The sequence below is a fragment of the Cytobacillus sp. FSL R5-0377 genome (assembly GCF_038004385.1).
In the GTDB taxonomy this organism is placed as follows: domain Bacteria; phylum Bacillota; class Bacilli; order Bacillales; family Cytobacillaceae; genus Cytobacillus.
On sequence record NZ_JBBORA010000001.1, the window covers coordinates 3,091,129 to 3,117,900 of the forward strand.

Below are 26,772 nucleotides of genomic sequence, written 5' to 3' on the forward strand. Positions count from 1 at the left end.
ATAGTGTACTCAATTATTAAAAGAAAATGGCTTGTCATAGTCGTATGGATCGCAGTGGCTGCCGGTTTGTTTCTGGCAGCGCCAAACATGGCTGATCTTGTCCGTGAAAAAGGTCAGATAACTGTTCCTGAAGAGTATTCTTCCACACTTGCCGGGGATATCATGCAAGAAGTGCAGAAACAGGAAGGCGGCGGGGATGAGACCCAGGTCGCACTTGTTTTTCATAATGATAAAAAGCTTACAGGAGAAGAAATCGAAGAAGCGGAAAAAGCTATCCGCATGCTTGAAGACAAAAGCAATGAATTGGGCATAACAGAAATTCTTACTCATTTTAATGAAAAAAGCTTAAAAGATCAGCTTGTTTCAGAGGATGGCAAGTCTATTCTGGCATCTGTCAATGTAAGCTGGAACGACCGGGAACCTGCTGAGCTGAGTGAAGAGCTATATAGTGCGATTGATGATGCCAAGGTAGATTACTATTATACAAGTGAATGGCTGATCAATGAGGATCTTATGAACAGTTCGCAGGAAGGATTGAAAAAGACGGAAGGAATAACAGTCGTCTTTATTCTGGTTGTACTGCTTCTGGTTTTCCGATCAGTGGTTGCGCCGATTATCCCGCTCATGACAGTAGGATTCACTTATCTTGCTTCACAATCCATTGTGGCGTTCTTAGTAGACAGGCTGGATTTTCCGATTTCAAACTATACCCAGATTTTCCTGGTAGCGATTCTGTTTGGGATTGGAACAGACTATTGTATTCTGCTGCTAAGCCGTTTTAAAGAAGAGCTTTCCTATAATGAAAGCACAGCGGACGCCATTGTGGCAACATACCGAAATGCGGGCCGCACAGTATTTTTCAGCGGCCTGGCTGTAATGATCGGGTTTGCTGCGATTGGATTCTCACAGTTTATTCTTTACCAGTCAGCAGCAGCTGTAGCCATCGGTGTAGCGATTCTCTTAATTGCTTTATTTACGATTGTGCCATTCTTTATGGCAGTGCTGGGCCAGAAGATTTTTTGGCCATCGAAAAAGAGTGCCGAGCATGGTGAAAGCAAACTATGGGGTACGGTCGGACGATTCTCGCTTGCTCGCCCATTCCTGGCCTTGCTTATTGTAGCGGCCGTTTGTGTGCCGTTTCTGGTGACATATGATGGAGAACTTTCTTACAACTCACTTGAGGAAATCGGTGGAGATGTTAATAGCATTAAAGCGTTTAATGCTATTGCAGACAGCTTTGGGCCGGGAGAATCCATGCCGACGCAGATCGTCTTGAAAAATGATGAGGAAATGGATTCAGCAGAATATGTAGGACTGGCTGAAAAAATTAGCCGGGAGCTTGAGAAAGTAGACTTGGTAGATACAGTTCGTTCTGTCACAAGGCCAACCGGAGAGCCGATCGAAGACTTCTTTGTAGCCAAACAAGCGGAGACGCTTGAAGAAGGCCTAGGAGAAGGAAAAGACGGATTAAACAAAATTTCAGAAGGCTTAAATGAAGCAAGCAGCGAACTGTCAAAATCAGAACCAGAGCTGCAGAATGCCACAAAGGGGATCAATGACTTGATTTCCGGCACCAATGAAATCAAGTCGGGTCTAAGTGAAATACAGACAAACCTTGCTAAAATTGAAGATGGTATTCGTCAGGGATCTGCAGGTTCAGATCAAATTAAAGATGGGCTGGAAAAATCCAAGGCTGGAGTGGAACAACTCACAGCTAATTACCAAAAAATATTAAATGGTTACCAGGTTACACACGATAAGTTAACAGAGCTGCAAGCAGGATATGTTAAGGTGGGTTCTGGACTTGGTGAAATAAGTACAGCAAATGATAACTTGTATAAGCACCTTGAGGCCAATTATGCTGACTTAGAAACAGATCAAACCTACCAAACTTACAAACAGGCTATTCAGACAAACCTGGGTGAGCTTACAGGCGGTTTAACCGAGTTGAATTCAGGACTGAATCTGTTAACTGGTGGACTAAAGGAAGCAAATAATGGATTTGGTAAGATCCTGAATGAACAATCAAAGCTTTCTGCAGGCCTCCAGCAGCTAATCGACGGAATCGAAGCTCAGCAGGCGGGACTCAATCAGCTAGCCGACGGCCAGGGACAAATTGTTGATAATTTTCCTAGGCTGACAAATGGTTTAACTGGAATCAGCGGTGGCCAGGAGCAGCTTCTTGCCGGATTTGGCGACCTTGGAGGACAAATAAGTCAGCTGACAGATGGACTTGGCCAGAGTGCAAACGGACTTGAGCAGGTATCTGAAGGACTTGGTTCTGCACAGGATTACCTGGCAGGTCTATCGAAGTCGGATAATATGGATGGGTTCTATTTGCCGCCTGAGGTTCTGGAGGATGACGAGTTTGCCCAGGTGTTTGATGTCTACTTGTCAGAGGATCGCAAAGTTATGACAATGGATGTCGTTCTTGAAGCAAATCCGTATTCCAACGAAGCCATTGACCAGGTCGATGACATCAAGGATGCTGTGGAAAGAGCGGCAAAAGGGACTAAGCTTGAAAATGCGGTTGTCGCAGTAGGCGGGATTACAAGCACCAATGCTGATTTGAGCACAATGTCTGATAAGGATTACTCCCGTACAGTCGTATTAATGCTTCTGGGCATTTCGATCATCCTTGTGTTCCTTTTCAGGTCTATCATCATGCCAATCTATTTAATTGGTTCACTAATTTTAACCTATTATACGAGCATGGCAATGAATGAAGCGATTTTCGTAAACCTGCTGGGATACACGGGCATCAGCTGGGCGGTTCCATTCTTTGCATTTGTTATTTTGGTCGCGCTTGGCGTAGACTACAGCATTTTCTTAATGGACCGTTTTAATGAATATCGTGACCTTTCTATCGCAGATGCCATGCTTTTATCCATGAAAAAGATGGGTACGGTTATTATTTCAGCTGCGGTCATTCTCGGAGGAACATTCGCGGCAATGATGCCATCCGGAATGCTGTCTTTATTGCAGATCGCGTCTATTGTTCTGATTGGATTAATGCTTTACGCACTGATTGTGCTGCCTTTATTCATTCCAGTTATGGTCAAGAACTTCGGCCAGGCAAACTGGTGGCCGTTTAAAAGAAGTACAAATTAACTTAAACTGAGACTGTCTTTACGGCAGTCTCTTTTTGTTTCTTTCAAAAAGGATCCCCAATCCTTAAACGATTGGGGATTCATCAAAAATTTATGGATTAGTCGACCACATGCCGGCAGTTTTCACAAACACCCGCGGGTTCAATTTCAGCTGTGCTACCATGAATTCTGCGAGGTCTTCAGGCTGCATGACTTTTTCAGGATTGCCGTCCGTCAGGTTTGTTTCAATTGCAAGGTCAGTGGCAACCGTGCTTGGAGTCAATGCACTAACCCGGATATTATGCTTTCGAACCTCCAGCATCAGGGACTCTGTTAAGCCTAATACAGCAAATTTGGATGCACTGTATGCACTAGTGACAGGCGCTCCTTTTTGGCCGGCTGTGGATGCAATGTTGATAATGTCTCCAGATTTTTGTTCAATCATTTCAGGAAGAACAGCTCTTGTAACATTATAAACACCCATCAAATTGACCTGAATGATGCTTTCCCACTCATCAGGGGATAGCTCCAGGAACCCGCCGAACTTGGCAATTCCGGCATTGTTAATCAGGATATCCACAGAGCCAAGGTCTGACTTTATATGCTCGACTGCATGGGAAACAGCTTCAAGATCTGCAACATCGGCTGCGGCAGCAGATACATTCACCTCGTACTGGCTAAGTTCCTCCGCCACTTTTTCAAGATTTTCAATCGTTCGGCCCAGTAAACCAATATGGACACCCTCTTTCGCCAGCGCAATAGCGGCGGCGCGCCCGATCCCTCGGCCTGCTCCTGTGATGAGAGCGGTTTTTCCTTTTAAAGTATGCATTATCCTTCCTCCTTAAAAAAAATCATTCATATACTACCAGAAAGGCTGTGAATTTCCTAATAAACCGCTTGCGCAGCCGGGACAGTTGAGGAAGCTGCACCCCTTGTGATAAGATCATCTTCATTAAAAGGGGGAGTTCTCATGAAGCTTAGTGTTTTGGATCAATCTGTTGTGGCAAAAGGGGATTCTGCAGCTGAAACGTTTCGTAAAACAGTCAAGCTCGCCCAGGTGGCAGAAGAGCTTGGCTACACCCGTTTTTGGGTAGCTGAGCATCATAATTCGAATGGAATGGCCGGCTCTTCACCGGAAATTCTTATCTCCCATATTGCATCAGGCACCACCCGCATTAAGGTCGGATCAGGCGGAATCCTTTTGCCGCAATACAGTCCTTATAAAATTGCCGAAAACTTTAATGTGCTTCAAACTCTATTTCCGGGACGGATCGATTTGGGCATCGGGAGGTCTCCGGGGGGATCTGCATCCACCCGGCTTGCTCTGACAGATGGCGTAAGGAAAAGTCTGAATGAGTTTCCGAGACAGCTTAGGGATTTGCAGGGATTTTTACACAAAGAGCATCCAGAAGGCCATCCTTATCAGCAAGTGCAAGCTTTTCCACAGGCAGAAGATCCTGCCCTATTATGGCTTCTTGGAATCACGCACCGCGGAGCAAGACTGGCAGCGGAACATGGAGTTGCCTTTACATATGGGCACTTTATCAATCCTGACAATGGAAAGAGGGCACTGGATACATATTTCAGTCAATTCCAGCCTTCAGTGGCTTTATCTGAGCCGAAAGCAAATGTGTGCATTTTTGTTGTGTGTGCTGAAACACAGGAAGAGGCCGAGAGGTTGGCTTTGAGCCAGGATATGTGGCTTCTGGCAGTTGAAGAAGGGAGAGATACGAGACTAATTTCAAGCATTGAAGCTGAAGATACCCAGCTAATACATGAGGAAAAAGAAAAAATGACTGAAAACCGGAAGCGGATGTTAGTTGGTACTCCGGCAAAAATAAAAGAAGAATTGAAGACTCTCAGCGAAATCTACAGAACAGATGAGTTTATGGTCATTACCAATATTCATGACTTTCAAGGCAAGCTGAATTCGTACAAACTGCTGGCCGACGTTATCGGCTTAAGCTGAAACTAGTAATCCCCATTTCATCCACAGTCTGAGGGGTATTTTTATTTTGTATTTTCCATTAACTCGAATGTGAATAACTAATTCATTGATTTTTTTAATTTTTCAGAAGTATCCACAACTTTAGGTGATTTTTGTCCAATTCATCCACACAGCGTGGATAATCCGAAGGTTCAATAGAGTTATCCACATACAATAATCAAGATTGAGACAAAAAGTTATCCCCATTCTGCCCGTTTTTTTAGTTATCCACATAAGTGATTGCTTGTCTTCCATCCGGCAATGAACCTGTCCTTTTGGTATTGTGTATTCTTCTCTTTTAGCGGATTATTTGAATGGATATCATACTCAAAAAAAAGCCCGGTTTCCCGGACTTCAATGCAGCAGTTAATTAATTTCGGCTTTCCCGCTGGATACAGAAATGCGGATGTCATGTTTCCCTGATCCATGCCTGCCGGAAATATCATTTTTATCACGTTTTTCATCTTCCAATTCGAAATTGCTGCTGATATGGCCGCTGCTTGCTTTGCCTTTTAAAGTGAAGTCAGCATCATCAGGCAAGTCAAGGCGGACAAATCCTGAACTGGCTTCAACTTTAATAGAGTCAATCAGCTTGCCGACCATTATATCGAGCTGCCCGGATGAGACCCCAGCGTCAAGCTTGCCCTGGTAGTTTCTGATTTTCACTTTGCCTGAACTCATATCTATTTCGCCTGAACGGGCAAATAAATGATCTGCATCCATCATTCCTGATGAGCCTTCGTGTTCAAATTCATCTGTCTTAATGTTGGCCAGGCTGACTTTTCCCGAGCTCATATTAACATCCAGGCTCTCAAGCCCAAAAGGCTTGCTCTTGGATTCACCGGCGAAATTCATACGGCCGGAGCCTACATGAATGGACATGGACTTATTGAAATCTTCCGGAATGTAGATTCTCAGGTTGCTTTTGTTATTGAAAAACTGAAAGCCATCCAGCCACTTTCTCTTATATTCTACACGAATTTCGTTTCCAGACTTATTGACGGTCACTTTCCCTTTACCGTCAAGTTCCGCTCTAACTTCATTTCCCTTATCAGGGATAATGACGGTATCTGAGCTTGATACATCAATGCTGATCGTATCCGTTCTCTTGCTGAGAGAAGCTCCGGTATTGCTTCCTCCGAAGCTGAAGAAGCTGTTCACGCCGGTAAAGAGCATATATGAACAGATTAAAATAATAAAAATGGCGAAAATCCTTTTCACTGAGAATCCCCTGCTTTCCTAATAGTTTCTTAATATTATTTTATGCTAATCCGAATTCAGGCACATTGAGCCGCGGTTTTATTTCCAGCTAAGACTTGAGGCGTATGGTATATAGGATTACATTTGTGCAGATTATGCCTTAAGATCCAAAAGTATTATTATCTTTATTATAAAAGGAATAAATAGGAACAGCCATTTAAATAAAACAATAAGGCTGTGTCCAAAGGATTGGACATGTCACTGCCACGAATGCTAACATAAAAACAGTTTTCGGCTTAAAAGTTGATAGGATAAAAACAAGAAAAAACTTGCAAACAATCACTTGCATAGAAATAATAAATATGACCCAATACTTGAAGCTTTTCAAAACACTAATAGTAAAGGTAGATGAATTTTTTATTTATGAGTAAATTTAATGCTGATACAACTATTACAATGAAGGATATTGTGCGTGAGGGTGATCAAATTCTCCGTGAAGTTACAAAGGAAGTGCCAGTGCCTTTAACTGAGGAGGATCGCGGAACACTGATTGCAATGATGCAGTATTTGAAGAACAGCCAGGACCCTGCTGTTGCAAAGAAATATGGTTTGCGTCCGGGCATTGGGCTATCCGCTAACCAAATTGGCCTGAACAAGCGAATGTTTACTGCTTATTTTACCAATGAGAAAGGTGAGCCCCAGGAGCATTATGTAATTAACCCGAAAATAATCAGCCACTCTGTTGGTGTTATTTTTCTTCCTGAGGGTGAAGGCTGTCTGTCTGTAGACCGTGATGTAAAAGGATATGTGCCCCGTTATGAGCGCATTAAAGTAAAAGCGCATAATCTTGATGGCGATGAAGTGACACTCCGGTTTAAGGGGATTCCGTCCATCATCATGCAGCATGAAATCGACCATCTGAACGGAATAATGTTTTATGATCGAATTGATAAAAACGACCCGTTCAAAATTCCGGAGAACTCAGTTATGGATCATTTTTGAGATTGAAAAACCGGCTTCAATGTGAAGCCGGTTTTTTCTTAATCCAAATCAGTCTTATCTTTTTGATCCTTATTCCTCTTATTGCCCTTGCTGTTATCACCGCTGATCGAGGATTGATTTCCTCTTGGTGAATTTTGGTTATTGCTGCCTTTATTGAATTTTTTGGTCATTGGGATTCTCCTTTCATAAAATGCTTCTTTATTTTCTCTAAATTACTTCCTTTTTATCCGGACCGGCCTTCTTGTTCCCTTTAAAATGGCATATACATTTAAAAGGATAATGATGGGGGGATCGGATGAATGAAATAGTTTTGACGCCGTGGGAGGAGCATGCATTTTGGCTGGAGATTCTTGAGGATCACGCGATATTTGTCAGGGACCATCTTTCGCCGGCAGAAGGCAAGTATATAAAAAGAGCGGATGACTACAGGCAGGCTTTCAGAAACCTTTGGACCAGGCTTAATCAGTTAGCAACTTCAGCACCTGCAGACTCACAGGAAGCTGCTGCAATGGCCCTGGAGATATGGCCGGCTGCAAATGGCTATTTTCAATTTGAAGGAAAACTTCAGAATCTGAGAATTAATAACATGATTAATATAAATCTTTCGCCGACCTATTTTAACGGTACATTAAGTGAAAATCAGGAATATTTACGCCTGCTTTCTTATTATGCAAAAGGGCTTATACCTCCGCCGCTATCTCTTTTTGATTTGCTGGATTTGTGGCTGGAGGATCAGCTGGGACACATCATTCTTCTGAAAAACTCAATCGATCCGATAGAGGTATTTGTAGATGAACAGGCAGATACGTATACCCGGATTTTTCAGGGGTTTATGGTACAGAACCGGCATATGAAAGGATATCTCCGGTTTACGCAGCCAGGGTTTCCCCGACAGCAGGCATTGGCCAGGGATGTGGGGCTGACTGTGATTGAAATGAATGAATTCATTAAGGGGATAGTCGAGAAATACGCAGGCAAAAGGATCCTCAATAAAACAACACTGAGATTTCTCGAACATCACTTCCCTGAAGCCTGCTATCTAATTAAAAAGCTGAGTTTCTACGCTCCTGAACTGGCGGAAGAAGCATCAAAATGTTCCTTAAAAAAACCATCCTATTCTTAATCCCATAAAACCCTCTTTTAGAAAGAGGGTCAGGCTGTCGAGAAACTCTCGACAGCTTTTATTTTTATCATTAACTTTATTAATTCACCGCGTTAATTTGATATAATATAATTAATTTTACTTAGGATGGTGGATGGCATGTTCAAACCGAAAAGAGAATCACAAAATGAAGCGGAATTTGTTTTTATTGAAGATTTAGTCCCTGAAGATCATCTTTTAAGAAAAGTTGATAAGTACATAGATTTTTCTTTTATCGGGGAGAAAGTCCGTCCCTTCTATTCAGAGAATAACGGGCGTCCTTCGGACCCCATTATGCTTTTTAAGATGATGTTCATTGGTTACTTTTATGGCATCCGTTCAGAACGACAATTAGAACGGGAAGTACAGATGAATGTGGCGTACCGATGGTTCCTTGGCTTGAAGCTCAATGATCCTGTTCCGGACCATTCAACCATCAGTTGGAACCGGCGAACTCGTTTTAAAGATACAAATATTTTTCAAGAGATCTTTGATGAAATTGTCCATCAAGCCATTAGTCATAAAATGGTCGGTGGAAGAGTTTTATTTACTGACTCCACTCACCTTAAAGCGAATGCAAACAAGCACAAATTCACTCGTGAAGAAGTAGAAATTGAAACTCGGGAATATATAGATGAACTTAATAAAGCTATTGAGGAAGACAGGTCAAACCACGGAAAAAAGCGCTAAAAGAAAGAGAGGAGGTGACAGAGACCAAGGAAATCCGAAAAAGTACAACCGATCCAGATTGCGGATTCATGTCCAGGGAAAATAAGCAGGAAATGTTCTGTTACTTAGACCACCGAACAACGGATATGAAGTTCAATATCATAACGGATGCCTATGTTACTCCTGGAAATGTCCATGACTCTATCCCTTATCTTTCTAGATTGGATCGTCAGATCGATCGTTTTGGATTTAAAGTAGAAGCAGTGGCACTCGACTCAGGTTATTTAACGAATCCCATTTGTAAAGGGCTTCACGACAGAAGCATTTTTGGTGTAATTGCACATCGGAGATATCAGCCGACCAAAGGATTATTTCCAAAATGGAAGTTTACCTATCATAAAGAACAAGATATCTATGTTTGTCCAAATGGCCAGAAGCTAGTTTATCGCACAACAACAAGAGAAGGGTACAGAGAGTACAAGTCTGATTCTAAAAAGTGTTCAGAATGCCCACTCCTGAAGGAGTGCACAAGGTCAAAGAACAAACAAAAGGTCCTAACACGCCATGTGTGGGAAGAATTTAAAGAGAAAGTGCGCCTAAACAGACTCTCCCTCTCCGGAAAAATTCTTTATAAATATAGAAAAGAGAAAGTTGAGCGAAGCTTCGCAGATTCAAAAGAACTGCATGGGCTTCGCTATTGCCGGTTACGGGGATTGCACAATGCGAGTGAGCAAGTATTACTCACCGCAGCGTGCCAGAATATGAAAAAGATCGCCACTCACCTAGCCAAGCTAGGATAATTGTGGCGATCTATTGTTTTTCCATAAAAAAAGCCTATTTTTAAGTCAGTAATTGAGAAAATAAAAAAAGCTTGTGGAAAAATCATACCTTTCTCCACAAGCTGACCCTCTTTTAGAAAGAGGGTTTTTTTCTTTGGCCTCCTATAAACTAAGCACTTTAGGAAAAGATAACTATAAAATTACTTTTCAAACAGGAGGCTAACATGAAGAAGACACTTTTTAGTGCTTTGTTAATCTGTTTAATTTTAATCATTTCAGGATGCGGAACGAATAAAGCAAATCCGGAGAATCAGGATCAGCCTGCCACAGAAGAGAAGGGGAAGGATTTATGGTCAAAAGTGAAGGATGAGGGGAAACTGCTAATTGGAACAGAGGGCACGTATCCGCCATTCACGTTCCATGACGATAAAGGGGAGCTAACTGGTTTTGATGTGGACATCTCAAAGGAAGTGGCCAAAAGGCTTGGTGTGAAACCGGAATTTCTGGAAACACAATGGGATGCCATGTTTGCCGGATTGGATTCAAAACGATTTGATATGATTGCAAACCAGGTGGGAATTCGTCCTGATCGGCAGGAGAAATATGATTTTTCGGATCCTTATATATCTTCTTCAGCAGTTTTGATTACACATGAATCCAATAATTCAGTTTCGAGCTTTGAAGACATAGAGGGCTTGAAAGCCGCACAGTCCATGACAAGCAATTATGCTGATTTGGCAAAGTCGTATGGTGCGGAAATTGTAGGAGTAGACGGATTTAACCAGGCAATTGAGCTGATTAATTCTAAGCGAGCAGATGTTACTCTCAACGATAATTTGTCATTTTTGGATTTTAAAAAACATAAGCCAGATGCTCCGGTCAAAATCGCTGATCAATCCGATGATGCTTCCCAAAGCGGTCTAATGTTCAGAAAGGGAAGCGATACATTGGCTGATGAAGTCAATAAAGCATTGGCTGATATGATTGAGGATGGCACGTACTTGAAGATTTCAGAAAAATGGTTTGGCGAAAATGTACTTAAGTAATATTTTTGCCAGCCCGGAAAGGATCGAAAGACTGATAGCGATAGGCATGAATTCATTTCAGCCATTGCTGGAGGGGGCCATTCTCTATACCATCCCGTTAACAATAATTTCCTTTATATGCGGGCTGGCATTGGCAATATTTACGGCACTTGCCCGCATTTCGGGAAATAAGGCACTCGGGGCGATAGCGAGAATTTATGTATCAGCCATTAGGGGGACGCCTCTTCTTGTACAGCTGTTTATCATTTTTTACGGGCTTCCAACGATTGGTGTGATTATTGATCCTTTACCCTCAGCAATTATTGGATTTTCGCTGAATGTAGGGGCGTACGCCTCCGAAATTATCCGGGCAGCCATCCTGTCAATTCCAAAAGGACAATGGGAAGCGGGATATTCCATAGGCATGTCTTATTCGCAGACACTTAAGAGAATTATTCTTCCTCAGGCATCCAGGGTATCGATACCGCCGCTATCCAATTCATTCATCAGTCTTGTAAAGGATACCTCTCTGGCTTCCATGATTCTGGTTGCAGAGATGTTTCGAAGAGCACAGGAAATAGCTTCAACCAATTATGAATTTTTGCTTTTATATACGCAGGCTGCCCTTATATACTGGGTGATCTGCTTTATGCTCTCGATCTTGCAGGGAAGGCTTGAACGCCGGCTGGACAGATATATTTCTTCATGAAAAGAGGCAGTGCTATAGATGATTAATATAAAGGGTTTGCATAAGCAATTTGATCAGCTGGAAGTACTGAAAGGAATCGATTTGGAAGTGAAGAAAGGGCAAGTGGTTGTAGTGATCGGGCCATCTGGCTCCGGAAAAACGACCTTGCTGCGGTGCATCAATGTGCTGGAGCAGCCAACTTCAGGAATTCTTGCCATTGGTGATCAAGTTCTCGACTTTTCCCGGCAGGTCCCGAAAAAGCAAATTCCACCCTTCAGACGCCTTACAGGAATGGTGTTTCAAAACTATAACTTATTCCCGCATATGACTGCACTGGAAAATGTCATGGAAGGGCCGGTTACAGTGAAAGGCGTATCAAAGGAAACGGCGAAGGAAAAAGGGGAACTTCTTTTAAGAAAAGTGGGTTTAGCGGATAAAGCGGGCTACTATCCTTACCAGCTTTCAGGCGGCCAGCAGCAGCGGGTTGGAATTGCCAGGGCTCTTGCGATGGAGCCAAAGGTCATGCTTTTTGATGAACCTACCTCCGCACTGGACCCTGAACTTGTTGGGGAAGTGCTGAAGGTGATGAGGGACCTGGCCGCTGAAGGAATGACCATGGTAATTGTTACTCATGAAATGAGATTTGCCAGGGATGCAGCGGATGAAGTCATTTTCATGGACGGCGGTATCATAATAGAACGCGGCAAGCCCGATCAGATATTTTCCAGTCCCAAAGAAGTCCGCACAAGCCAGTTCCTGAATTTAATTCAATGAAAAGACCTCTGCAGACAGGCAGAGGCCTTTTTTATCAAAAAAAATGCTTCCTTAACAGGAAGCGGAAAAAAGGGGGATTTACACTTGTAGGATTAGTATGCCCGGCAGGAGAGTACATTATTCATATTTTCTAAATACATTAATTTAAACTTTTGGTTTCCTCATGCAGAGGTTTAATCAGACGTATTCGTGCTAAACTGAAAGTAGAATCCGGTGGGAGAGGTGTTAAAATGAAGGAAAATATTTTAGTTTGTGTAAGCAATCCCAATCATGCAGAAAGACTGGCCCGGAGAGGAAAAAAACTGAAGGAAGCTTTTCAGGGAGAGGGATATATTCTCTCCGTAGAAAACCGGAAACAGGAAGAGTTTACTTTTAATGAGCTGCAGACAAAATACTTGTTCGAAAGTTTAGCAGAGAAATATGGGCTGAAGATGCTCGCCAAGTATGCGGGAGGCAAAAAAACGTCAAATGTAATCGCTGAAGTGGTCCGGGATTATGAAATTACCCAGATTATTCTTGGTCAGGCTGTTCAAACCAAGCTGGAGCGAATAGTAAGGCCTTCACTGATCAATGAATTATTCCAGCTGCTTGACGGGGTGGATATTCATGTCGCAGAAGTGTCAAGAAAGGTCCATGATCCTTCTGATGATACAGATAAAGGACTGCGGGCGCAGATTGTGAAAAAAGGCTCTGATTATCATCTTATCATTGGAGAAAATCACGAGAACGGGGTCAATGGCATCTTCTATAAAGAATTATCCTCCGACTTCTCAAATGGCTTTTTTGTAATACAAAGAGAAAATAACCATGAAGTTCTGCGTATTCACCATGGTATTGTTGATAATAATATTTTGGAAGATAATTAAGAAAGCCGGCCAGCCAGCCGGCTTTTAACATATTTAAATTAAGTCGTTTACATAATAAACTTTTCCGTTCTCAATTTCTTTATGCAGCAGCAGGCCGACCAATGCGTTTGCCACAGTATCCGTATTTCTTAGCAATCCTTTCTCCTTATATGACTGGAATTTCTCCAGGTCATGAAATGCTTCCTTTGCTGAAGAGCGAATGGTTCCCTGCATTTCTGTGTCCATGATGCCAGGGCTAAAGGCAATTATCTTATGGCTGCTTCCTGCTGTCTGCAATTCCAATGCCGCAGTTTCCGTGAACATATTTAGTCCGGCTTTTGTGCTGCAGTAAGCACTCCACCCCTGTATGGGTCTTTCCGCAGCGCCTGAAGTAATATTAACAATGTTCATATCACTTGAAACTTCACGCAGCAGGATATTCGAAATCAATATAGGAGCAATTAAATTAACGTGAGCATTTTGAATGAATGCAGCATGATCAAGATTCCCTGCTGTACCGATTGGATCAATAACCCCTGCGTTGTTAAATACATATAGGGTCTCCGGCTGTTTCTCCTTCAATAAGCCCGTCAGTTCGCTTAGAGCCCTTTCAAGCTCATTCGGTGAGGAAAGATTGCAGAAATAATGGGCATAAAATACTTGATTTTCTGCAGCAAGCTTTGACAGCTCGGGATTCTCAGTCCTTGAGACAGCTAGGATGCCTATTCCTTCTGTTATCATTCTCTTGGCGATGGAAGCTCCCAAGCCTTTGGATGCACCAGTAATAATGGCTAATTTCACATTGATCACTCCTATTTCCTGTTTCGTTAACTTCTATTAAAACAGAAATTGATCAAATTTTCCTTTATCAGCCATTGCCCTTTCTGAATTCCATCATTTCATCTTCTATTAAATTAATGATTGAGAGGATAATTCCTGAAAACAGGGAGGCAGCTGTAATATTGCTTAACCCGAATAGAAGGTAAAGAATACATGTGCTGAAAAAAGTGAACAGGAGGCAATAATGGCATGCTTTAATTTTCCGCATTGACCGGCTCTGCCTTCCAGTAATATTCACTGAATACATCCGCAAATGCTTTAATGGAATTATTCAGTTCATCCAGATTGTTTTCCACGCCTCCGAACTCCAGCAGAAGGGCCCGTTCGGAAAGATCCTGGTTATAGACACCGTTGCCTTCACTTTTTCCTTTTATAATTACCCCCCTGCTGATTCCCTTATATTTTGCTTCCAGTGCCTGGTGAAGCTCCGTAGCCACTTTTAAGTTCTGTTCATAGTTCTTGTGCTCCTTGCCAACTACAAAAAACAGCCGCGCGTATGAATTCTGGCCAATTATGGCGGTTGTTTTTCCGCGCGGAAGTGAATCCCTGTGGATATCGATCAGGAATTTAACATCCTTATTCTCTGCCAAGGCTGCTTGGACTGTTTCCCTGGACATGGTGTAGGAATTTTCCCAGTTCCAGCCCTTCTTTTTCAGTTCTGCGGCTATATTGGTTTTATTATGCTCAGCACCTATGCCGTTTCTGGCCAGTTCTTCACTGAGCTTTTTCCCGACTGCAATAACATTCACCTGTTCATTGGGACTAACAGCCTCATCGGTATTCTTTACATCTTTTAATAACGGAGCAAATGATTCCCAGCTGTGGGAATGGTAGATGAAGACCCCTTTTTCCTCAGGAATAACCGGAGGAGCAGCATTTTCCCCACTTTGGCCGTTATTCATAGCCAATTCTTTTTCTTTTAAAAGGACTTCAAGCGGAGGGGCGGATTCCACTGGCAGGTTGGTAAAATCGGTACCCTCTCCGGCAACGGCAATACCGGTATCAAAAATCGAAAAACCAGGCAGCTCCCGGCCAAGGAACGTTCTTATATCCTGCGGCTGTGTGTTGGTTGCCAGCTTAAACAGGGTTCCAGATAAGGAATAGCTTTCGGCTGGAGTATCCCCCTGAAAATAGTGATTCTCAGCCTTTAAAAAGTGAATGAAGAGCTGGTCAGCCTTAATATCCTTAAGCAGCACATTCATATGTGACGAGGAAAAGGCAGCCGGATAAAGCGTAATAGCCCCGGCAAGCGCCACTATGGCACAAATACTGAAAAGCCAGCTGTTTATGTAAAAGAAGATAGAATGGACACTCAATTTAGAATTCATATAAATCCCCTCCACTCTTTAAATATATGACGGATAAGCTGATTTAGAAGATGGGGAGTGAAAGGAAAACGGGGTCATTTGACGAATTAAGTAAAAGAGCCTTTTAAAAGGAGATGTCGGGAATGGTACAGCATGTATTAGAAAAGGACGAACATAAAAAATTGGCTATCAGCTTATTCAACAAAGTGTGGGACTTAATGGAAAAACCTGATAAAACGGAAGAAGAAAAACATGAAATGATTCATATGGTGCACACATCACGCTATTACTGGGGAATGGTCGGACAGCCAGTTAACCTTTCAAGGGGAGAATGGCAGATATCCAGGGTATATACAGTCTTGAACCGGGCTGAGCCTGCTCTTTTTCATGCTAAAAGAAATCTGGAAATTTGTCTTTCTAACAAAATTGGGGACTTTGATTTGGCATTCGCATATGAAGCATTGGCACGTGCCTATCAGATAGCCGGTGATGAAAAAAATGTACAGCTGTATAAGATGCTTGCTTTCGAGGCTGCTGGAGAGATTGCAAATGAAGAGGACAAAATAGTGGTGCTGAATGATCTTGAATCCATTTAGTATAAAATACATAGTTGAAAGCAATTCTTGTACTAAATCTTATAGGGCATGAAGGGGCCTTATATTTTTTGAAAAGATTTCATTGTTTTATCACAAATGGACTTTATAGTTATCTTATCATAGAAAAATAACGTTAAAGAGAGGGACACTAATTTGAAAAAGGTATTATTCAGCATAATGGCTGGTTTCCTTGTTCTAGCCGGATGCAGCCAATCAGAAGAAAAGCCTGCGAAGAACGACGAGGTGCCGCAAATTATCGAAGCTGTCATCGAGGTGCCTGAAACCATCAATCCTGGCGAGGAAGCAGCCCTTGCTGTCACTGTTAAGCATGGAGATGAGGCTGTAACAGATGCGGATGAGGTGAAATTTGAAATCTGGCAGGAAGGACAAAAAGAAAACGGTGAAATGATTGAGGCAAAGCACGACTCAGAGGGTAAATATACTGCTGATCATGCCTTTGCAGAGGTTGGCCTCTACTATGTTCAGTCCCATGTTACGGCAAGAAGCCAGCATACCATGCCAATGGTTTCGATACAGGTTGGTGAAGCAAAAGCGGAGGACTCAGGAGCGGGGCATGATCAAGAAAATGCGGGCCATGAAGAAGGACACTCTCACGGCCATGGCGGTGAGGTAACCATAGAGCTTGAGGCTCCAGACCAAATCCATGCAAACGAACAAACACAATTATCAGCCTTAGTTGATAATGAAGGGGAACCTCTGGCGGATGCTAAAGTAAGGCTTGAAATCACACTGAATGGTGCAACACCCCAATGGGTGAACATGGCTGAAGAAGAACCGGGCAAATACACAGCCAGCCACCAGTTTACAGATGCAGGCACTTATACCATTACCACACATGTCGAAAAGGGCGACGACATTCACGAGCACACAGAAACTGAATTAACGGTGCATTAAATACTTTTCAGCGGGGTTAAATAACCCCGCTGAATTTTTATTTGGAGATTTATTAGAAACACAATTCTTATCGGTAACCTTCGGGCACAGAACACCTGAAAGTCTGAAGACTCCCCGGCCAAAAGAGCATTATCGATCAAGGCTTATTATGAATCCGGGACAGATACCCCACTCCCAGTTTCATGATAATATAAAAGGAGAGATTACAGAAAAGCAGGTGTCAGAGAGATGTCAGATACACATTTGCATTTTAATACGGGGATTGGAGTCCAAAAGCCTAATAGCATTCGAAATAAGGATATCAGCTGCCCTTTTTGTGCAAGGGAAGAGCTGACAGATATCATCGCGGTAGAGGATTCAATTATTTTGCTGAAAAATAAGTATCCTGTTCTGGAAAACTCCTATCAGACGGTGCTGATCGAAACGGATCAATGCGACGGTGAGCTGTCGGTTTATCCTGAGGAGCATTTGGTCAGGTTAATTTCATTTGGGCTAAAACATTGGATCTTAATGGAAGAAAGCGGGGAATATGAGTCTGTATTATTTTTTAAAAACCATGGCCCATTATCCGGGGGAAGTATCGCCCACCCGCATATGCAGATTGTGGGATTGAAAAATATTGATTACAAGGAAAAAGTTCAGGCTCAGGATTTTGAGGGGCTCCTTATTCATGAAGAAAGCGATACGGTGTTTACTTTATCGACTTCCCCGAGAATCGGTTTTTATGAATTTAATGTGAAGCTCGCCGACCAGGATGATATTCCGTACTTTGCGAAATGCATCCAGACTGCGGCACATTATATTCTGAATGCCTTCCCTTTTCCTAGTAATAGTTATAACTTGTTTTTCTACAAGCTGGGCAGGGAGATTTACGCGAAAATCGTTCCGCGCTTTATTACAACGCCAATTTTTATCGGCTACAGCATCCCACAGGTGCCTAATAATCTCGAGTGGATGAGAGATGATATAAAAGTGAGATATTTCAGCGGGGGAGTTTAAAACGGGGTCTTAATACTCTTTGCTTCGAATAAGAAGATGAGCGCAAATAACCATTCACAGCAATCGTAAAAATTTGAAATAATAACCATTCGCTTTTAGAAGTTGTGATTTATCTCTATAAAAAATATAATGGAATATTGTAACGAGGAATAAATTGACGTACTTATGATATTCCTTGCTGTGAGCTCCGTATGCCTTATAAGCTAAAAGGCAAATGGTCTGTTAATTGATTGAAAGTATAACTTCTTGAGTTAGATAACTGTTTATCCGCAGCACCTGCCCCCTCAAAGTTACAAGCAGCTTCTCCCAAGAAGGCAAAGGACGCCTTCCGTGAGGCTCGGCTTGTGCTTGAGGCCCGCAGAATTAGGAAGGCAGCCTTCGTCCGCACAAACTTCGCACATGCAAAAGTCAGCAGCTTTTCGGAGGATGCGGCTTTCTTAGTCTTCGTTCCTTCGTGGGCAAGGTGCTTCCGCTTTTCTTTAAAGGAGAATGATCATGACCTCAAATCGATATACACCTCCTAAGCTGGACTGGGGCTTAGTTTTAATATTAATGCTGCTATTCCTGGTAAGTGCCATATCTATTTACAGCGCACAGACAACAGGGCAATATACAGAAAACTTCCTTTTGAAGCAGGTTGTCTGGTATACAGTTGGAACAGGTATCATCGCTGCGGTAATCACACTGGATTCCGATCAGCTGAAGAAGATTTCCTGGTATGTGTATGGCCTTGGCATCGTACTCCTGGGATTCCTGATTGTGGCGCCAGCAAGCATAGCTCCTGTCATTAATGGGGCAAAAGCATGGTATAAGGTTCCGGGGATGGGTTCCCTTCAGCCAGCTGAGCTTGTTAAAGTGTTCATTATTTTGGTATTGGCGAAAACGATTGACGAGCATCATCAAAAAAATGTATATAAAACCATGCAGACTGATTTATGGCTGCTAATTAAATTGGCTGGATTAACAATGGTGCCCCTGCTGCTGGTTATGCAGCAGCCCGATTTAGGTACAAGCCTTGTATTTCTGGCCATCATGCTTGGCATGATTTTCATTTCAGGAATCAGCTGGAAGCTGCTGGCACCGATTTTTGGAACAGGAGCTGCTCTTGCAGGCACTATTTTATATTTTGTTTTGTGGCATCCGGATATTCTTGAGAAGTATTTAGGAGTAAAGGAGTATCAGTTTGCGCGCATTTATTCCTGGATTGACCCCTATAATTATCAAAGTTCAACCGGGTTTCAGCTGACACGTTCACTCCTTGCCATCGGATCAGGTGAAACAAGCGGGAAAGGATATGGAACGAGGGAGGTGTATTTGCCTGAAAGCCATACCGACTTTATTTTCAGTATTGTAGGGGAAGAATTTGGTTTTGTAGGTGCAAGCGTTGTTGTCAGCCTTTTCTTTCTGCTGATTTACCATATTACCAAGATTGGTATGGAAACGAAGAACAATTACTATACCTATATTTGTGTAGGTGTTATCAGCATGGTTACATTCCATGTCTTTCAAAATATCGGAATGACTATCGGCCTTTTGCCCATTACAGGGATTCCACTTCCTTTCATCAGCTATGGAGGAAGCTCGCTGATGGGGAATATGCTGGCGATGGGGCTGATTTTCTCCATTCGCTACCATTATAAAAAATATATGTTCTCGACTAGTGATTAAATGGAAAGAGCGGGCTTATTATAGCCCGCTCTTACTCAATAATGCCGGTTTCTTCGATATTGACTTTGCATTTAACATCAAATTCAAGCGTTTTATAATCATCCTCCCACTTTTTATAATCAAAATTCCGGTGCTGTGTTTTTTTTATTTGGCCAAGCCCGACTGGATCAATTTCAAGTTCCTGAAATCTCTTCAGCAGCTTGAGGCATTCCCTTTCAACCTTTGTCTCCAGCTTTTTTTCAACATCATCAACGACCGACTTCTCCAGCTTATTGCCGGTATACTCACGGATAATGCCTTCAATATTAATGCGAATGGAAGCGCGATTATCAGTAATCTTAATTTTATGTTTGGAACTAATACTCTTTATAGCGGCAAGATTTCCTTTATCTAGCTTTATGTCGAAATTTCCTTCACTATATTTATCAACCAGCAGTTTAAAAAAGAACAAATCTTTTATCGGCAGGATATCTACCTCCTTATCCTTGTCGAAGAGACTAATTCCTACTATCTCCACCTTATCATCCGCAATTTTTTTGATGCGGGGAAGGAAAGTATCTCTCCCTTTCTCATAATAATCACGGGAAACGATGTGAAGGTTGGTTTCCGGAATATCCCGATGTTCAATATTATGCTGTATTAAATTATAAATGTAAGTTGAATTTCCCCTTGTTCCATACTCTCCCTTCATCACGTCTTCTGCTTTATCCTCTGAGGTCACAACAAATACCCGTGCTCCTATACTCGGGTCTCTTTGAAAGGAATCTATCAGGTCATAGATCCCATGTTTCGAAATATCCGATCCGAAGACGGCCACCTTTAACCCGCCTGTCACTACCGGCTCAGATGATTGCTTGGTTACATCTATTATAAGATCCAGCCTGAGTTTTCCATTACCTGAAAAAGTCCGGTTTATTACACTTTTATCAGGCTGGAATTCCTGAAATAATACTGTCCCTCTGTATTTGTCTTTTGGATCCTCAGCTAAATCGTAGCCAACTCCTACTTCAATATTAATATCATCCAATATTTCTTTGTCCACACAGCCGGAAAGCAGCAGAAGAATACAGATAAGAAGCAGTTTTTTCATTTCTTCTTCCTCCCCTTTTTCAGCTTCTTGGCGATCATGACAGCAGCGAAAAGCAAAGGAATATAAATAAAGTTGAATGCAAATCCCATTTTGCCAACAGAGTCGTTAAGCATATTAATTTTGTCCCTTGTATCCAAAAAAATTATCATGAAAAGCACTGCGGCAACAACAAAAAATACACCCACTTTCTGACGGATATTAAAGACCCTTTTAATGAGCCGTGAGGCGATCCAGACGGATATGCACACATTAGGAAGAATAATTAAGTTCCAGTTGGCAATTCCAATATATTCAAACCGTTCAACAAAGGGCATTTCAACTATTTTCCACATTGTTAAACTGGCCCAAATTTGCTTGGACAGCTGTGCTTCAGAAAAATAAGCAAAGGTAATGATGGCTAAAATCGTGTATATTAATGTAGTTGTCAATACGGCTAAATGAGCCCATTTCTGCGATTTTTTTGGCTCTTTAATAAAAGGGTAGAAAAATATGATGCTTTCAAACCCAATAAAAGTAAGTGACATACTGTAAGAAGCAGTAAGCAGCTCTTTTATGGAATGATCCCAGATGGGCAGCAGATTGTAAAAGTTGGAGAATTTAATTGCCCAGCCAAATGTGAGGAGAAGGTAAGCAGGCAAAACAAGCCCAAAGAATGAGATACCCACCACTGTCCTAAATCCCCCAAAAATAATGTATACACAAAGTGCCATAAAGAGTAAGGCGAACCAGAAGGTGCTCATTTCAGGAAACATCCAAACCTGTATGACTTCAATAAATGTCCTTAATACCGTTAAGGAGAACAGGATGAAATAGCCTATAAAAATGGCACTTAGTGCTTTGCCAATAAAGTTTCCTGCAATGTATTTATGTGCAGTTACAATATCACCGCCAGCAGTATCACAGATTTTATAGATCATCCAAATAATGCCGTGGATACATCCGCCTGCAAATAGTATCGACATCCAGGCATCGTATCCTGCATCCATTGCAATAATCCTCTGATACCCTAATACGCCAATCCCGATTTGTATAGACATGACCATGAAAAATACTAAAAAGGGGGATATTTGTAATCTCTCTGGCAGTGGCTGTTCCTTCACCTGGTTCACCTCCATATGATGATCTTAAACGCTGCGAGCAGGTTCCTGCTTCATCATTCATCAATATCTTTTTTCTTTTTTGCTTTTTTCTTGCTGAATCGGATAGGGTTCTTAGTCCTTAAGAAAATCGGCCGTTTCGATTGTGCTTCAAATGGGAGCCTGATAAGAGCATCCTTCATATCCATTACCCGAGGGGGGAAGAGCGGTTCAAGGAATGGCCTTCCAAGTGAAGTCAGCCTGGTTAAATGAGTCAGCAGTATACAGAAGCAAAATACAATTCCGAGCAGACCCCATAGCTCTGCGAAAAACAGAAAAGGAAAGCGAAGCAAACGAATAGTATTGCCCATCCTGTATACAGGTGTTGTAAAGGAAGCGAGAGCTGCAAGAGCTACAATAATGAGCAGGACGTTACTCGTCAGGCCAGCTTCTACAGATGCAGTTCCTATTACAATCCCTCCCACGATACCGATTGTCTGGCCGACCTTCGTCGGAAGGCGTGCTCCAGCTTCGCGAAGCAATTCAATCGTAAGCTCCAAAAACAGCGCTTCAAGAATAGGAGGAAGCGGAATTTCCCGCCTTGATGTGATTAAAGTACTCATCAAATCCTTAGGAATCAGTTCATAATGATATGAAAGAGTTGCTACATAAATAGGTGTTATTAAAATAGAAAACGTAACCGCGAACACACGGATAAGACGGAAAAAAGAAGATAAAATCCAATTTAAAAAATAATCTTCAAAAGAGCTGAAAAACTCAACGAGAGTAGTTGGCGTTATTAATACATGGGGTGAGCCGTCAACCACAATAGCGATTTTTCCTTCTGCCAATATCCCTGCGACCCTGTCCGGCCGCTCTGTATCAAGCAGCTGCGGGAAAGGGGAATTGGAGTTATCGCTAATCAGCTGGACAATGTAGGAGCTGTCTGTTATGGCATCAAATTTCACGTTATTAAGTCTCTGCCTGACAGTAGCTATATTATCCTCATTTGTGATATTTTCCATATAAAGCATTGCAATAGAAGTCTTTGACAGGCTTCCCAATGTGAATTCTTCAATGATCAGTTCTTTTACAGGCAGACGTTTCCTGATTAAATTCAAATTTTGGCCCAAAGATTCTACAAAGGCTTCCTTAGGACCGATAACAGAAAACTCAACCTCTGGCTGACTTAGACCTCTAACTATTTCTTTTTGCGCAGCTATAAAGCCGAAATGTTTGAGCTCTGTCTCAATAGTCAGCATGACGTAGCCATTCATCAGCTTTTGTTCTATTAAAGAAGGGTCATCGCAAATCTGCACATCCGCTACAGGGACAAGTTGTTTAATGTCTTCTATTTCCCGAAACTCGTCTTCGAGCAGATTAGGGAGAATACCATCTTGGATAATATTTTCATCGATTAAAGTAGACATGAAAGTAAGTCCAAAACGCACATCTGTTTTCTGGTTATAGTAAAAGATTTTTTTAAAGTCTTTGGATTTAATAAAGGATTGCTCCCACTCTTTATGCTCGATATCCTCTTTAATCCGTTTATTCTTTAACCATTTCCTCATAGAAATCACCATCATTTTCGGCATTACGATTATTGTTGCCGGTTTTGGAAAACTTATGAATGGTAGGCAATAAAAAAGGTTTAGGTGCGGGGGAAATAGTGGCGGAATGTAAAAAAGGAACCTGGGTCAGGTTCCTTTTTTGTCGAGCTCCAGCACCTGGTGTCTGTCGGGCAGGCGGTGAAGCTTTCAATATATATTGAGCTCTCATAAAAGAGGGGGTATTATGGGAGCGCAATCACAAATTTGGCATTACTTTAAAAGGTATTTCTCTATGTCATCCAACAGCAGGTTAGCAGCCTTAACGCCACCAGCAGTATTCCAGATGGTGTCACTGACTTCATGAACATTGCCTTCCTGAGCTACTTTAAGGTTCTTGAATAAAGGATCTTCAAGCCATTCTTTAGCAAGCTTGTTTGCTTCGCCATCGCCTGTTTCATAAGTGAAGTAAAATAATACATCTCCATCCATGGCAGGAATGCGCTCTTTCGTAGCATTATTTTCAGCGAAGTCATCCACATTCTGGCTTTCTGGTCGTGCAAGTCCAATTTGATCAAGAATGACACCTGAGAAGGAGTCTTTATGGTAGATGCGGACGTCCCCAGCCATGAAGCGGACGATGGAAACCTCCTGGTCTAATTTATCGCCAAGGCTGGTTTTAATTTCTTCAATCCGGCTGTCATAATCAGCCAGGACTTTTTTGCCTTCTTCTTCTTTATTAATTGCTTTTGCATAAAGCTCAAAGTTTTCCTTCCAGTCCCCGCGCAATGTTTCAGCGAAAATAGTAGGGGCAATATCATTTAATTGATCATAGATTTTTTCCTGGCGCATTTTGTTGCCGATAATAAGGTCCGGCTGCAGCGCAGCGATTGCTTCTACATTGACTTCACTTTCTGTACCCACAACCTGAACATCTTTCATCTCATCCGTGATATGGTCATACCATGGATCGCCAGTCCAGGATTGAACGGCTCCAACTGGAGTAACACCCATGGAAAGTAATGCTTCTGTACCTTCGTTTGTCAAAATGACAACCTTTTCAGGTGTTTTATCAAGCTTAGTTGCGCCCATTGCATGCTCAACAGTATAGCTTGTATCTTCTGTATTTGTTCCTTCTTTATCCTTGTCAGCTTTCTCTTCCTGTTCACTGCTATTACCGCAGGCAGCAAGGAACAAGATTGTGAAAACTGAAAGAATGGCAAGTAAAGATTTGAATTTCATTATGTACTCCTCCATTTTGCATTGTTAATGATAATCATTTTCAATTGATAATTTTATACTAATGTGAACGCTTTACATTGTCAATAGTTAATTGAAAATCATTTTCATTTAATTTGAGAAATATCCAATGAAAATGATTTTCAAACTCATTGACAGCTAATCCTCTGTACAATAGACTGAAAATGTAACTTACCATACCAAATAGACGCAAGAAGGATCTTACTATGCTACTAAAAACAAATTCTCTGAGGTGGGCCGGGCTGCTTGCAGCTGCTCTCCTATTATTAGTATTAATGTCTTTCAGTATTGTATACGGTTATACCGACACAACCTGGAAGATGGCCATTGATGCATTTACAACCTTCGATGGAACGAATGAACACATAATCATTCAGTCTGTGCGTCTGCCGAGAGCATTGATTGCAGCTGCGGTAGGGGCAAGCCTGGCAATCGCGGGTGTCCTGCTCCAATCATTAACCAAGAATCCCCTTGCGGCACCTGAGATCTTCGGTATTAACGCAGGTGCCGGGTTTGCAGTTGTTATTACAGTAACGCTATTTTCCACCAGTAATCTGCAGGTCTTTACTTGGGTTTCATTTCTGGGAGCTGCTGTTTCCTTTATATTCGTATACATTATCGGGTCAATCGGCAGGGAAGGCCTGACACCGATGAAATTGACACTTGCCGGTGCAGCGATGAGTGCCATGTTTGCTTCAATGACACAAGGCTTTCTCGTCATCAATGAGACTGCTCTGGAACAGGTGCTGTTTTGGCTTGCCGGATCTGTATCAGGAAGGAAGCTTGAGACACTTTCAGCTGTATTCCCCTATTTACTAGCTGGCTGGATTTTTTCACTCGTTATTGCTGGAAAATTAAACGTTTTGTCAATGGGGGAGGACGTAGCAAAGGGGCTGGGCTTGAAAACGGGATTGCTTAAACTGGGTGCCGGCATTGTTATTGTGCTTCTGTCAGGAGGAGCGGTTGCTGTTGCAGGTCCTATAGGCTTCCTCGGCATTGTCATTCCACATTTGACCCGGGCTGTCGTTGGCATTGATCATCGCTGGGTGATTCCCTATGCAGGTCTTCTTGGCGGGATGCTCCTTCTGATTGCAGACATAGCATCAAGGTACATCATCATGCCGCAGGAAGTCCCTGTCGGCGTTATGACTGCCGTCATTGGAACTCCTTTCTTCGTGTACATTGCCAGAAGGGGGTTCAATAAATAGTGAAAAAATATTATAATCTCCGCCTTTTAGGCGATAAGATATCTTTTTTAGTAAACCGGAAAGCACTTATCACTTTTTTATTTTTGGCAGCAGCTGCTGCTGGAGTATTTGTAATCAGCACCGGTACAGGTGAAATGAAAATCAGCCCCCTTAAGGTTGTACAGGTGTTCTTTGGCGGGGGGTCAGATATGGAAAAGCTGATCATTCAGTCATTCAGACTTCCAAGAATCATTGTTGCCTTTATGGTGGGAATGGCGCTGGCTGCTGCTGGAGGAATCCTGCAGGGAATTATCAGAAATCCGCTTGCATCTCCTGATATTATCGGTATTACAGGGGGAGCATCTGTAGCAGTTGTAGGTTTTCTTGCTTTTTTTAGTGATAAAAACAATGCATTAACTGTAAGTATTAATTGGATGCCTCTTGCTGCTTTTGCGGGTGCTGCAGCTTTGGCTTTTCTTGTGTATTTTCTAGCTTACAAGGACGGTGTGTCGCCAATACGCCTTGTTCTTATTGGAATTGGACTTGCAAGTTTGACGAAGGCACTTACCACTCTGATGATGGTCTTTGGGCCAATTTACCAGGCAAGCCAGGCGAATATTTGGATTACCGGGACAGTCTACGGTTCAAATTGGGATAATGTCGCCATTTTGGTCCCATGGACGCTCGTGTTTCTGGTGCTTGCGTTTATTCTGGCACGCAATGTTAATATCCAGGAACTTGGCGATGATATTGCGATGGGAGTAGGCAGCACTGTACAGAAATACCGGTTTCTGCTCCTGATGGTCAGTACGGCATTGATTGGCGGCGCTGTGGCATTTGGCGGCGGGATAGGCTTTGTGGGCTTAATGGCTCCTCATATGGCGAGAAGGATGGTCGGCTCTGCTTTTGGCGCTTTGCTTCCGGCTTCTGCATTGATTGGAGGCATCCTGGTCATGGCTGCCGATCTGATAGGCAGGACTTTGTTCTCGCCGCTTGAAATCCCGGCGGGGGTGTTTACAGCCAGCATTGGCGCACCTTACTTTATTTACCTGCTTTTTAAGACAAGAAACGCATAAGCTGGAAAAGCT

General features: G+C 42.4%; 26 protein-coding genes. 15 read left to right on the forward strand and 11 right to left on the reverse strand.

The window, feature by feature from the left end; translation table 11 throughout:
- The first annotated feature begins 3 nt into the window (after positions 1–3).
- Positions 4–3,111 carry an MMPL family transporter gene (locus NSQ49_RS15715; protein ID WP_159863650.1) on the forward strand — a complete coding sequence of 1,036 codons (3,108 nt, stop codon included), beginning with the start codon at positions 4–6 and terminating at the stop codon, positions 3,109–3,111.
- Positions 3,112–3,201: 90 nt separating this feature from the next.
- On the opposite strand, the gene NSQ49_RS15720 is transcribed toward NSQ49_RS15715, so the two are convergent.
- Positions 3,202–3,918: a 3-ketoacyl-ACP reductase gene (locus NSQ49_RS15720; RefSeq protein ID WP_159863649.1), complete on the reverse strand. Its 717-nt coding sequence runs from the start codon at positions 3,916–3,918 to the stop codon at positions 3,202–3,204.
- Between the two features lie 141 nt (positions 3,919–4,059).
- Here NSQ49_RS15720 and NSQ49_RS15725 point away from each other — a divergent pair, with 141 nt between their 5' ends.
- A complete protein-coding gene (locus NSQ49_RS15725) occupies positions 4,060–5,058 on the forward strand; it encodes an LLM class flavin-dependent oxidoreductase (protein ID WP_159863648.1) in 999 nt (332 codons plus the stop codon).
- 384 nt (positions 5,059–5,442) lie between these two features.
- Here the strand turns inward: NSQ49_RS15725 and liaG are convergent, their stop codons facing one another.
- Positions 5,443–6,297, reverse strand: a complete 855-nt coding sequence (gene liaG, locus NSQ49_RS15730) for a LiaG family protein (protein WP_159863647.1) — start codon at positions 6,295–6,297, stop codon at positions 5,443–5,445.
- A 402-nt stretch (positions 6,298–6,699) separates the two neighbouring features.
- Between liaG and def the strand changes: the two genes are divergently transcribed.
- Positions 6,700–7,278, forward strand: coding sequence for a peptide deformylase (gene def, locus NSQ49_RS15735; protein WP_159863646.1), 579 nt, complete (start codon positions 6,700–6,702; stop codon positions 7,276–7,278).
- Between the two features lie 38 nt (positions 7,279–7,316).
- Here def and NSQ49_RS15740 read toward each other — a convergent pair whose 3' ends face one another.
- Positions 7,317–7,448, reverse strand: coding sequence for a hypothetical protein (locus NSQ49_RS15740; protein WP_268891651.1), 132 nt, complete (start codon positions 7,446–7,448; stop codon positions 7,317–7,319).
- Positions 7,449–7,573: 125 nt separating this feature from the next.
- On the opposite strand from NSQ49_RS15740, the gene NSQ49_RS15745 reads away from it, so the two are divergent.
- The 6 genes from NSQ49_RS15745 to NSQ49_RS15770 all read left to right on the forward strand — a co-directional run bounded on the left by NSQ49_RS15745 (position 7,574) and on the right by NSQ49_RS15770 (position 13,220).
- Positions 7,574–8,401 carry a DUF2935 domain-containing protein gene (locus NSQ49_RS15745; protein WP_251284499.1) on the forward strand — a complete coding sequence of 276 codons (828 nt, stop codon included), beginning with the start codon at positions 7,574–7,576 and terminating at the stop codon, positions 8,399–8,401.
- A 138-nt stretch (positions 8,402–8,539) separates the two neighbouring features.
- A protein-coding gene (locus NSQ49_RS15750; RefSeq protein ID WP_159871978.1) for an IS1182 family transposase occupies positions 8,540–9,888 on the forward strand; the annotation gives its coding sequence in 2 pieces (ribosomal slippage) (positions 8,540–9,104 and positions 9,104–9,888; 1,350 coding nt in all).
- A gap of 203 nt (positions 9,889–10,091) precedes the next feature.
- Positions 10,092–10,913: an amino acid ABC transporter substrate-binding protein gene (locus NSQ49_RS15755; protein WP_159871417.1), complete on the forward strand. Its 822-nt coding sequence runs from the start codon at positions 10,092–10,094 to the stop codon at positions 10,911–10,913.
- On the forward strand, positions 10,900–11,601 hold the full coding sequence (locus NSQ49_RS15760; RefSeq protein ID WP_285871180.1) for an amino acid ABC transporter permease: 702 nt from the start codon (positions 10,900–10,902) through the stop codon (positions 11,599–11,601). The genes NSQ49_RS15755 and NSQ49_RS15760 overlap by 14 nt, the downstream gene beginning before the upstream one ends.
- A gap of 18 nt (positions 11,602–11,619) precedes the next feature.
- Positions 11,620–12,354 (forward strand): amino acid ABC transporter ATP-binding protein, encoded by a 735-nt coding sequence (locus NSQ49_RS15765; protein WP_159871423.1) that lies wholly within the window; start codon positions 11,620–11,622, stop codon positions 12,352–12,354.
- A 230-nt stretch (positions 12,355–12,584) separates the two neighbouring features.
- The gene (locus tag NSQ49_RS15770) at positions 12,585–13,220 is read left to right on the forward strand and encodes a histidine kinase (protein ID WP_159871426.1); all 636 of its coding nucleotides are present in this window, start codon (positions 12,585–12,587) and stop codon (positions 13,218–13,220) included.
- A gap of 33 nt (positions 13,221–13,253) precedes the next feature.
- Here the strand turns inward: NSQ49_RS15770 and NSQ49_RS15775 are convergent, their stop codons facing one another.
- From NSQ49_RS15775 to spoIIP, 3 genes are all read right to left on the reverse strand, one after another.
- Positions 13,254–14,000: a (S)-benzoin forming benzil reductase gene (locus NSQ49_RS15775; protein WP_159871429.1), complete on the reverse strand. Its 747-nt coding sequence runs from the start codon at positions 13,998–14,000 to the stop codon at positions 13,254–13,256.
- Positions 14,001–14,067: 67 nt separating this feature from the next.
- The gene (locus NSQ49_RS15780; RefSeq protein ID WP_159871432.1) at positions 14,068–14,247 is read right to left on the reverse strand and encodes a hypothetical protein; all 180 of its coding nucleotides are present in this window, start codon (positions 14,245–14,247) and stop codon (positions 14,068–14,070) included.
- Positions 14,234–15,367 carry a stage II sporulation protein P gene (gene spoIIP, locus NSQ49_RS15785; protein WP_159871435.1) on the reverse strand — a complete coding sequence of 378 codons (1,134 nt, stop codon included), beginning with the start codon at positions 15,365–15,367 and terminating at the stop codon, positions 14,234–14,236. The genes NSQ49_RS15780 and spoIIP overlap by 14 nt, the downstream gene beginning before the upstream one ends.
- Positions 15,368–15,489: 122 nt before the next feature.
- Here spoIIP and NSQ49_RS15790 point away from each other — a divergent pair, with 122 nt between their 5' ends.
- The 4 genes from NSQ49_RS15790 (at position 15,490) to rodA (ending at position 19,524) form a co-directional block, all read left to right on the forward strand.
- Positions 15,490–15,942 (forward strand): hypothetical protein, encoded by a 453-nt coding sequence (locus NSQ49_RS15790; RefSeq protein ID WP_236566344.1) that lies wholly within the window; start codon positions 15,490–15,492, stop codon positions 15,940–15,942.
- A gap of 153 nt (positions 15,943–16,095) precedes the next feature.
- Positions 16,096–16,857 carry a FixH family protein gene (locus NSQ49_RS15795; protein ID WP_236566345.1) on the forward strand — a complete coding sequence of 254 codons (762 nt, stop codon included), beginning with the start codon at positions 16,096–16,098 and terminating at the stop codon, positions 16,855–16,857.
- A gap of 228 nt (positions 16,858–17,085) precedes the next feature.
- Positions 17,086–17,856 (forward strand): DUF4931 domain-containing protein, encoded by a 771-nt coding sequence (locus tag NSQ49_RS15800; RefSeq protein WP_159871441.1) that lies wholly within the window; start codon positions 17,086–17,088, stop codon positions 17,854–17,856.
- A gap of 495 nt (positions 17,857–18,351) precedes the next feature.
- Positions 18,352–19,524 carry a rod shape-determining protein RodA gene (rodA, locus tag NSQ49_RS15805; RefSeq protein WP_251284829.1) on the forward strand — a complete coding sequence of 391 codons (1,173 nt, stop codon included), beginning with the start codon at positions 18,352–18,354 and terminating at the stop codon, positions 19,522–19,524.
- Positions 19,525–19,555: 31 nt separating this feature from the next.
- Here rodA and NSQ49_RS15810 read toward each other — a convergent pair whose 3' ends face one another.
- The 5 genes from NSQ49_RS15810 to NSQ49_RS15830 are packed head-to-tail and all read right to left on the reverse strand — an operon-like array spanning position 19,556 to position 24,479.
- Positions 19,556–20,614: a Ger(x)C family spore germination protein gene (locus NSQ49_RS15810; RefSeq protein ID WP_251284828.1), complete on the reverse strand. Its 1,059-nt coding sequence runs from the start codon at positions 20,612–20,614 to the stop codon at positions 19,556–19,558.
- Complete coding sequence (locus NSQ49_RS15815; RefSeq protein ID WP_159871450.1) at positions 20,611–21,714, reverse strand: GerAB/ArcD/ProY family transporter; 1,104 nt, start codon at positions 21,712–21,714, stop codon at positions 20,611–20,613. Before NSQ49_RS15815 ends, NSQ49_RS15810 begins: the two co-directional genes overlap by 4 nt.
- A gap of 53 nt (positions 21,715–21,767) precedes the next feature.
- On the reverse strand, positions 21,768–23,261 hold the full coding sequence (locus tag NSQ49_RS15820) for a spore germination protein (RefSeq protein WP_251284827.1): 1,494 nt from the start codon (positions 23,259–23,261) through the stop codon (positions 21,768–21,770).
- Positions 23,239–23,451: a hypothetical protein gene (locus NSQ49_RS15825; protein WP_341070844.1), complete on the reverse strand. Its 213-nt coding sequence runs from the start codon at positions 23,449–23,451 to the stop codon at positions 23,239–23,241. The genes NSQ49_RS15820 and NSQ49_RS15825 overlap by 23 nt, the downstream gene beginning before the upstream one ends.
- Before the next feature lie 59 nt (positions 23,452–23,510).
- Entirely contained in the window at positions 23,511–24,479 is a 969-nt protein-coding gene (locus tag NSQ49_RS15830) for an ABC transporter substrate-binding protein (RefSeq protein ID WP_251284825.1), read from the reverse strand.
- Positions 24,480–24,703: 224 nt separating this feature from the next.
- On the opposite strand from NSQ49_RS15830, the gene NSQ49_RS15835 reads away from it, so the two are divergent.
- The gene (locus NSQ49_RS15835) at positions 24,704–25,705 is read left to right on the forward strand and encodes a FecCD family ABC transporter permease (protein WP_251284824.1); all 1,002 of its coding nucleotides are present in this window, start codon (positions 24,704–24,706) and stop codon (positions 25,703–25,705) included.
- On the forward strand, positions 25,705–26,760 hold the full coding sequence (locus tag NSQ49_RS15840; RefSeq protein WP_159871465.1) for a FecCD family ABC transporter permease: 1,056 nt from the start codon (positions 25,705–25,707) through the stop codon (positions 26,758–26,760). The genes NSQ49_RS15835 and NSQ49_RS15840 overlap by 1 nt, the downstream gene beginning before the upstream one ends.
- The last annotated feature ends 12 nt before the right edge of the window (positions 26,761–26,772 follow it).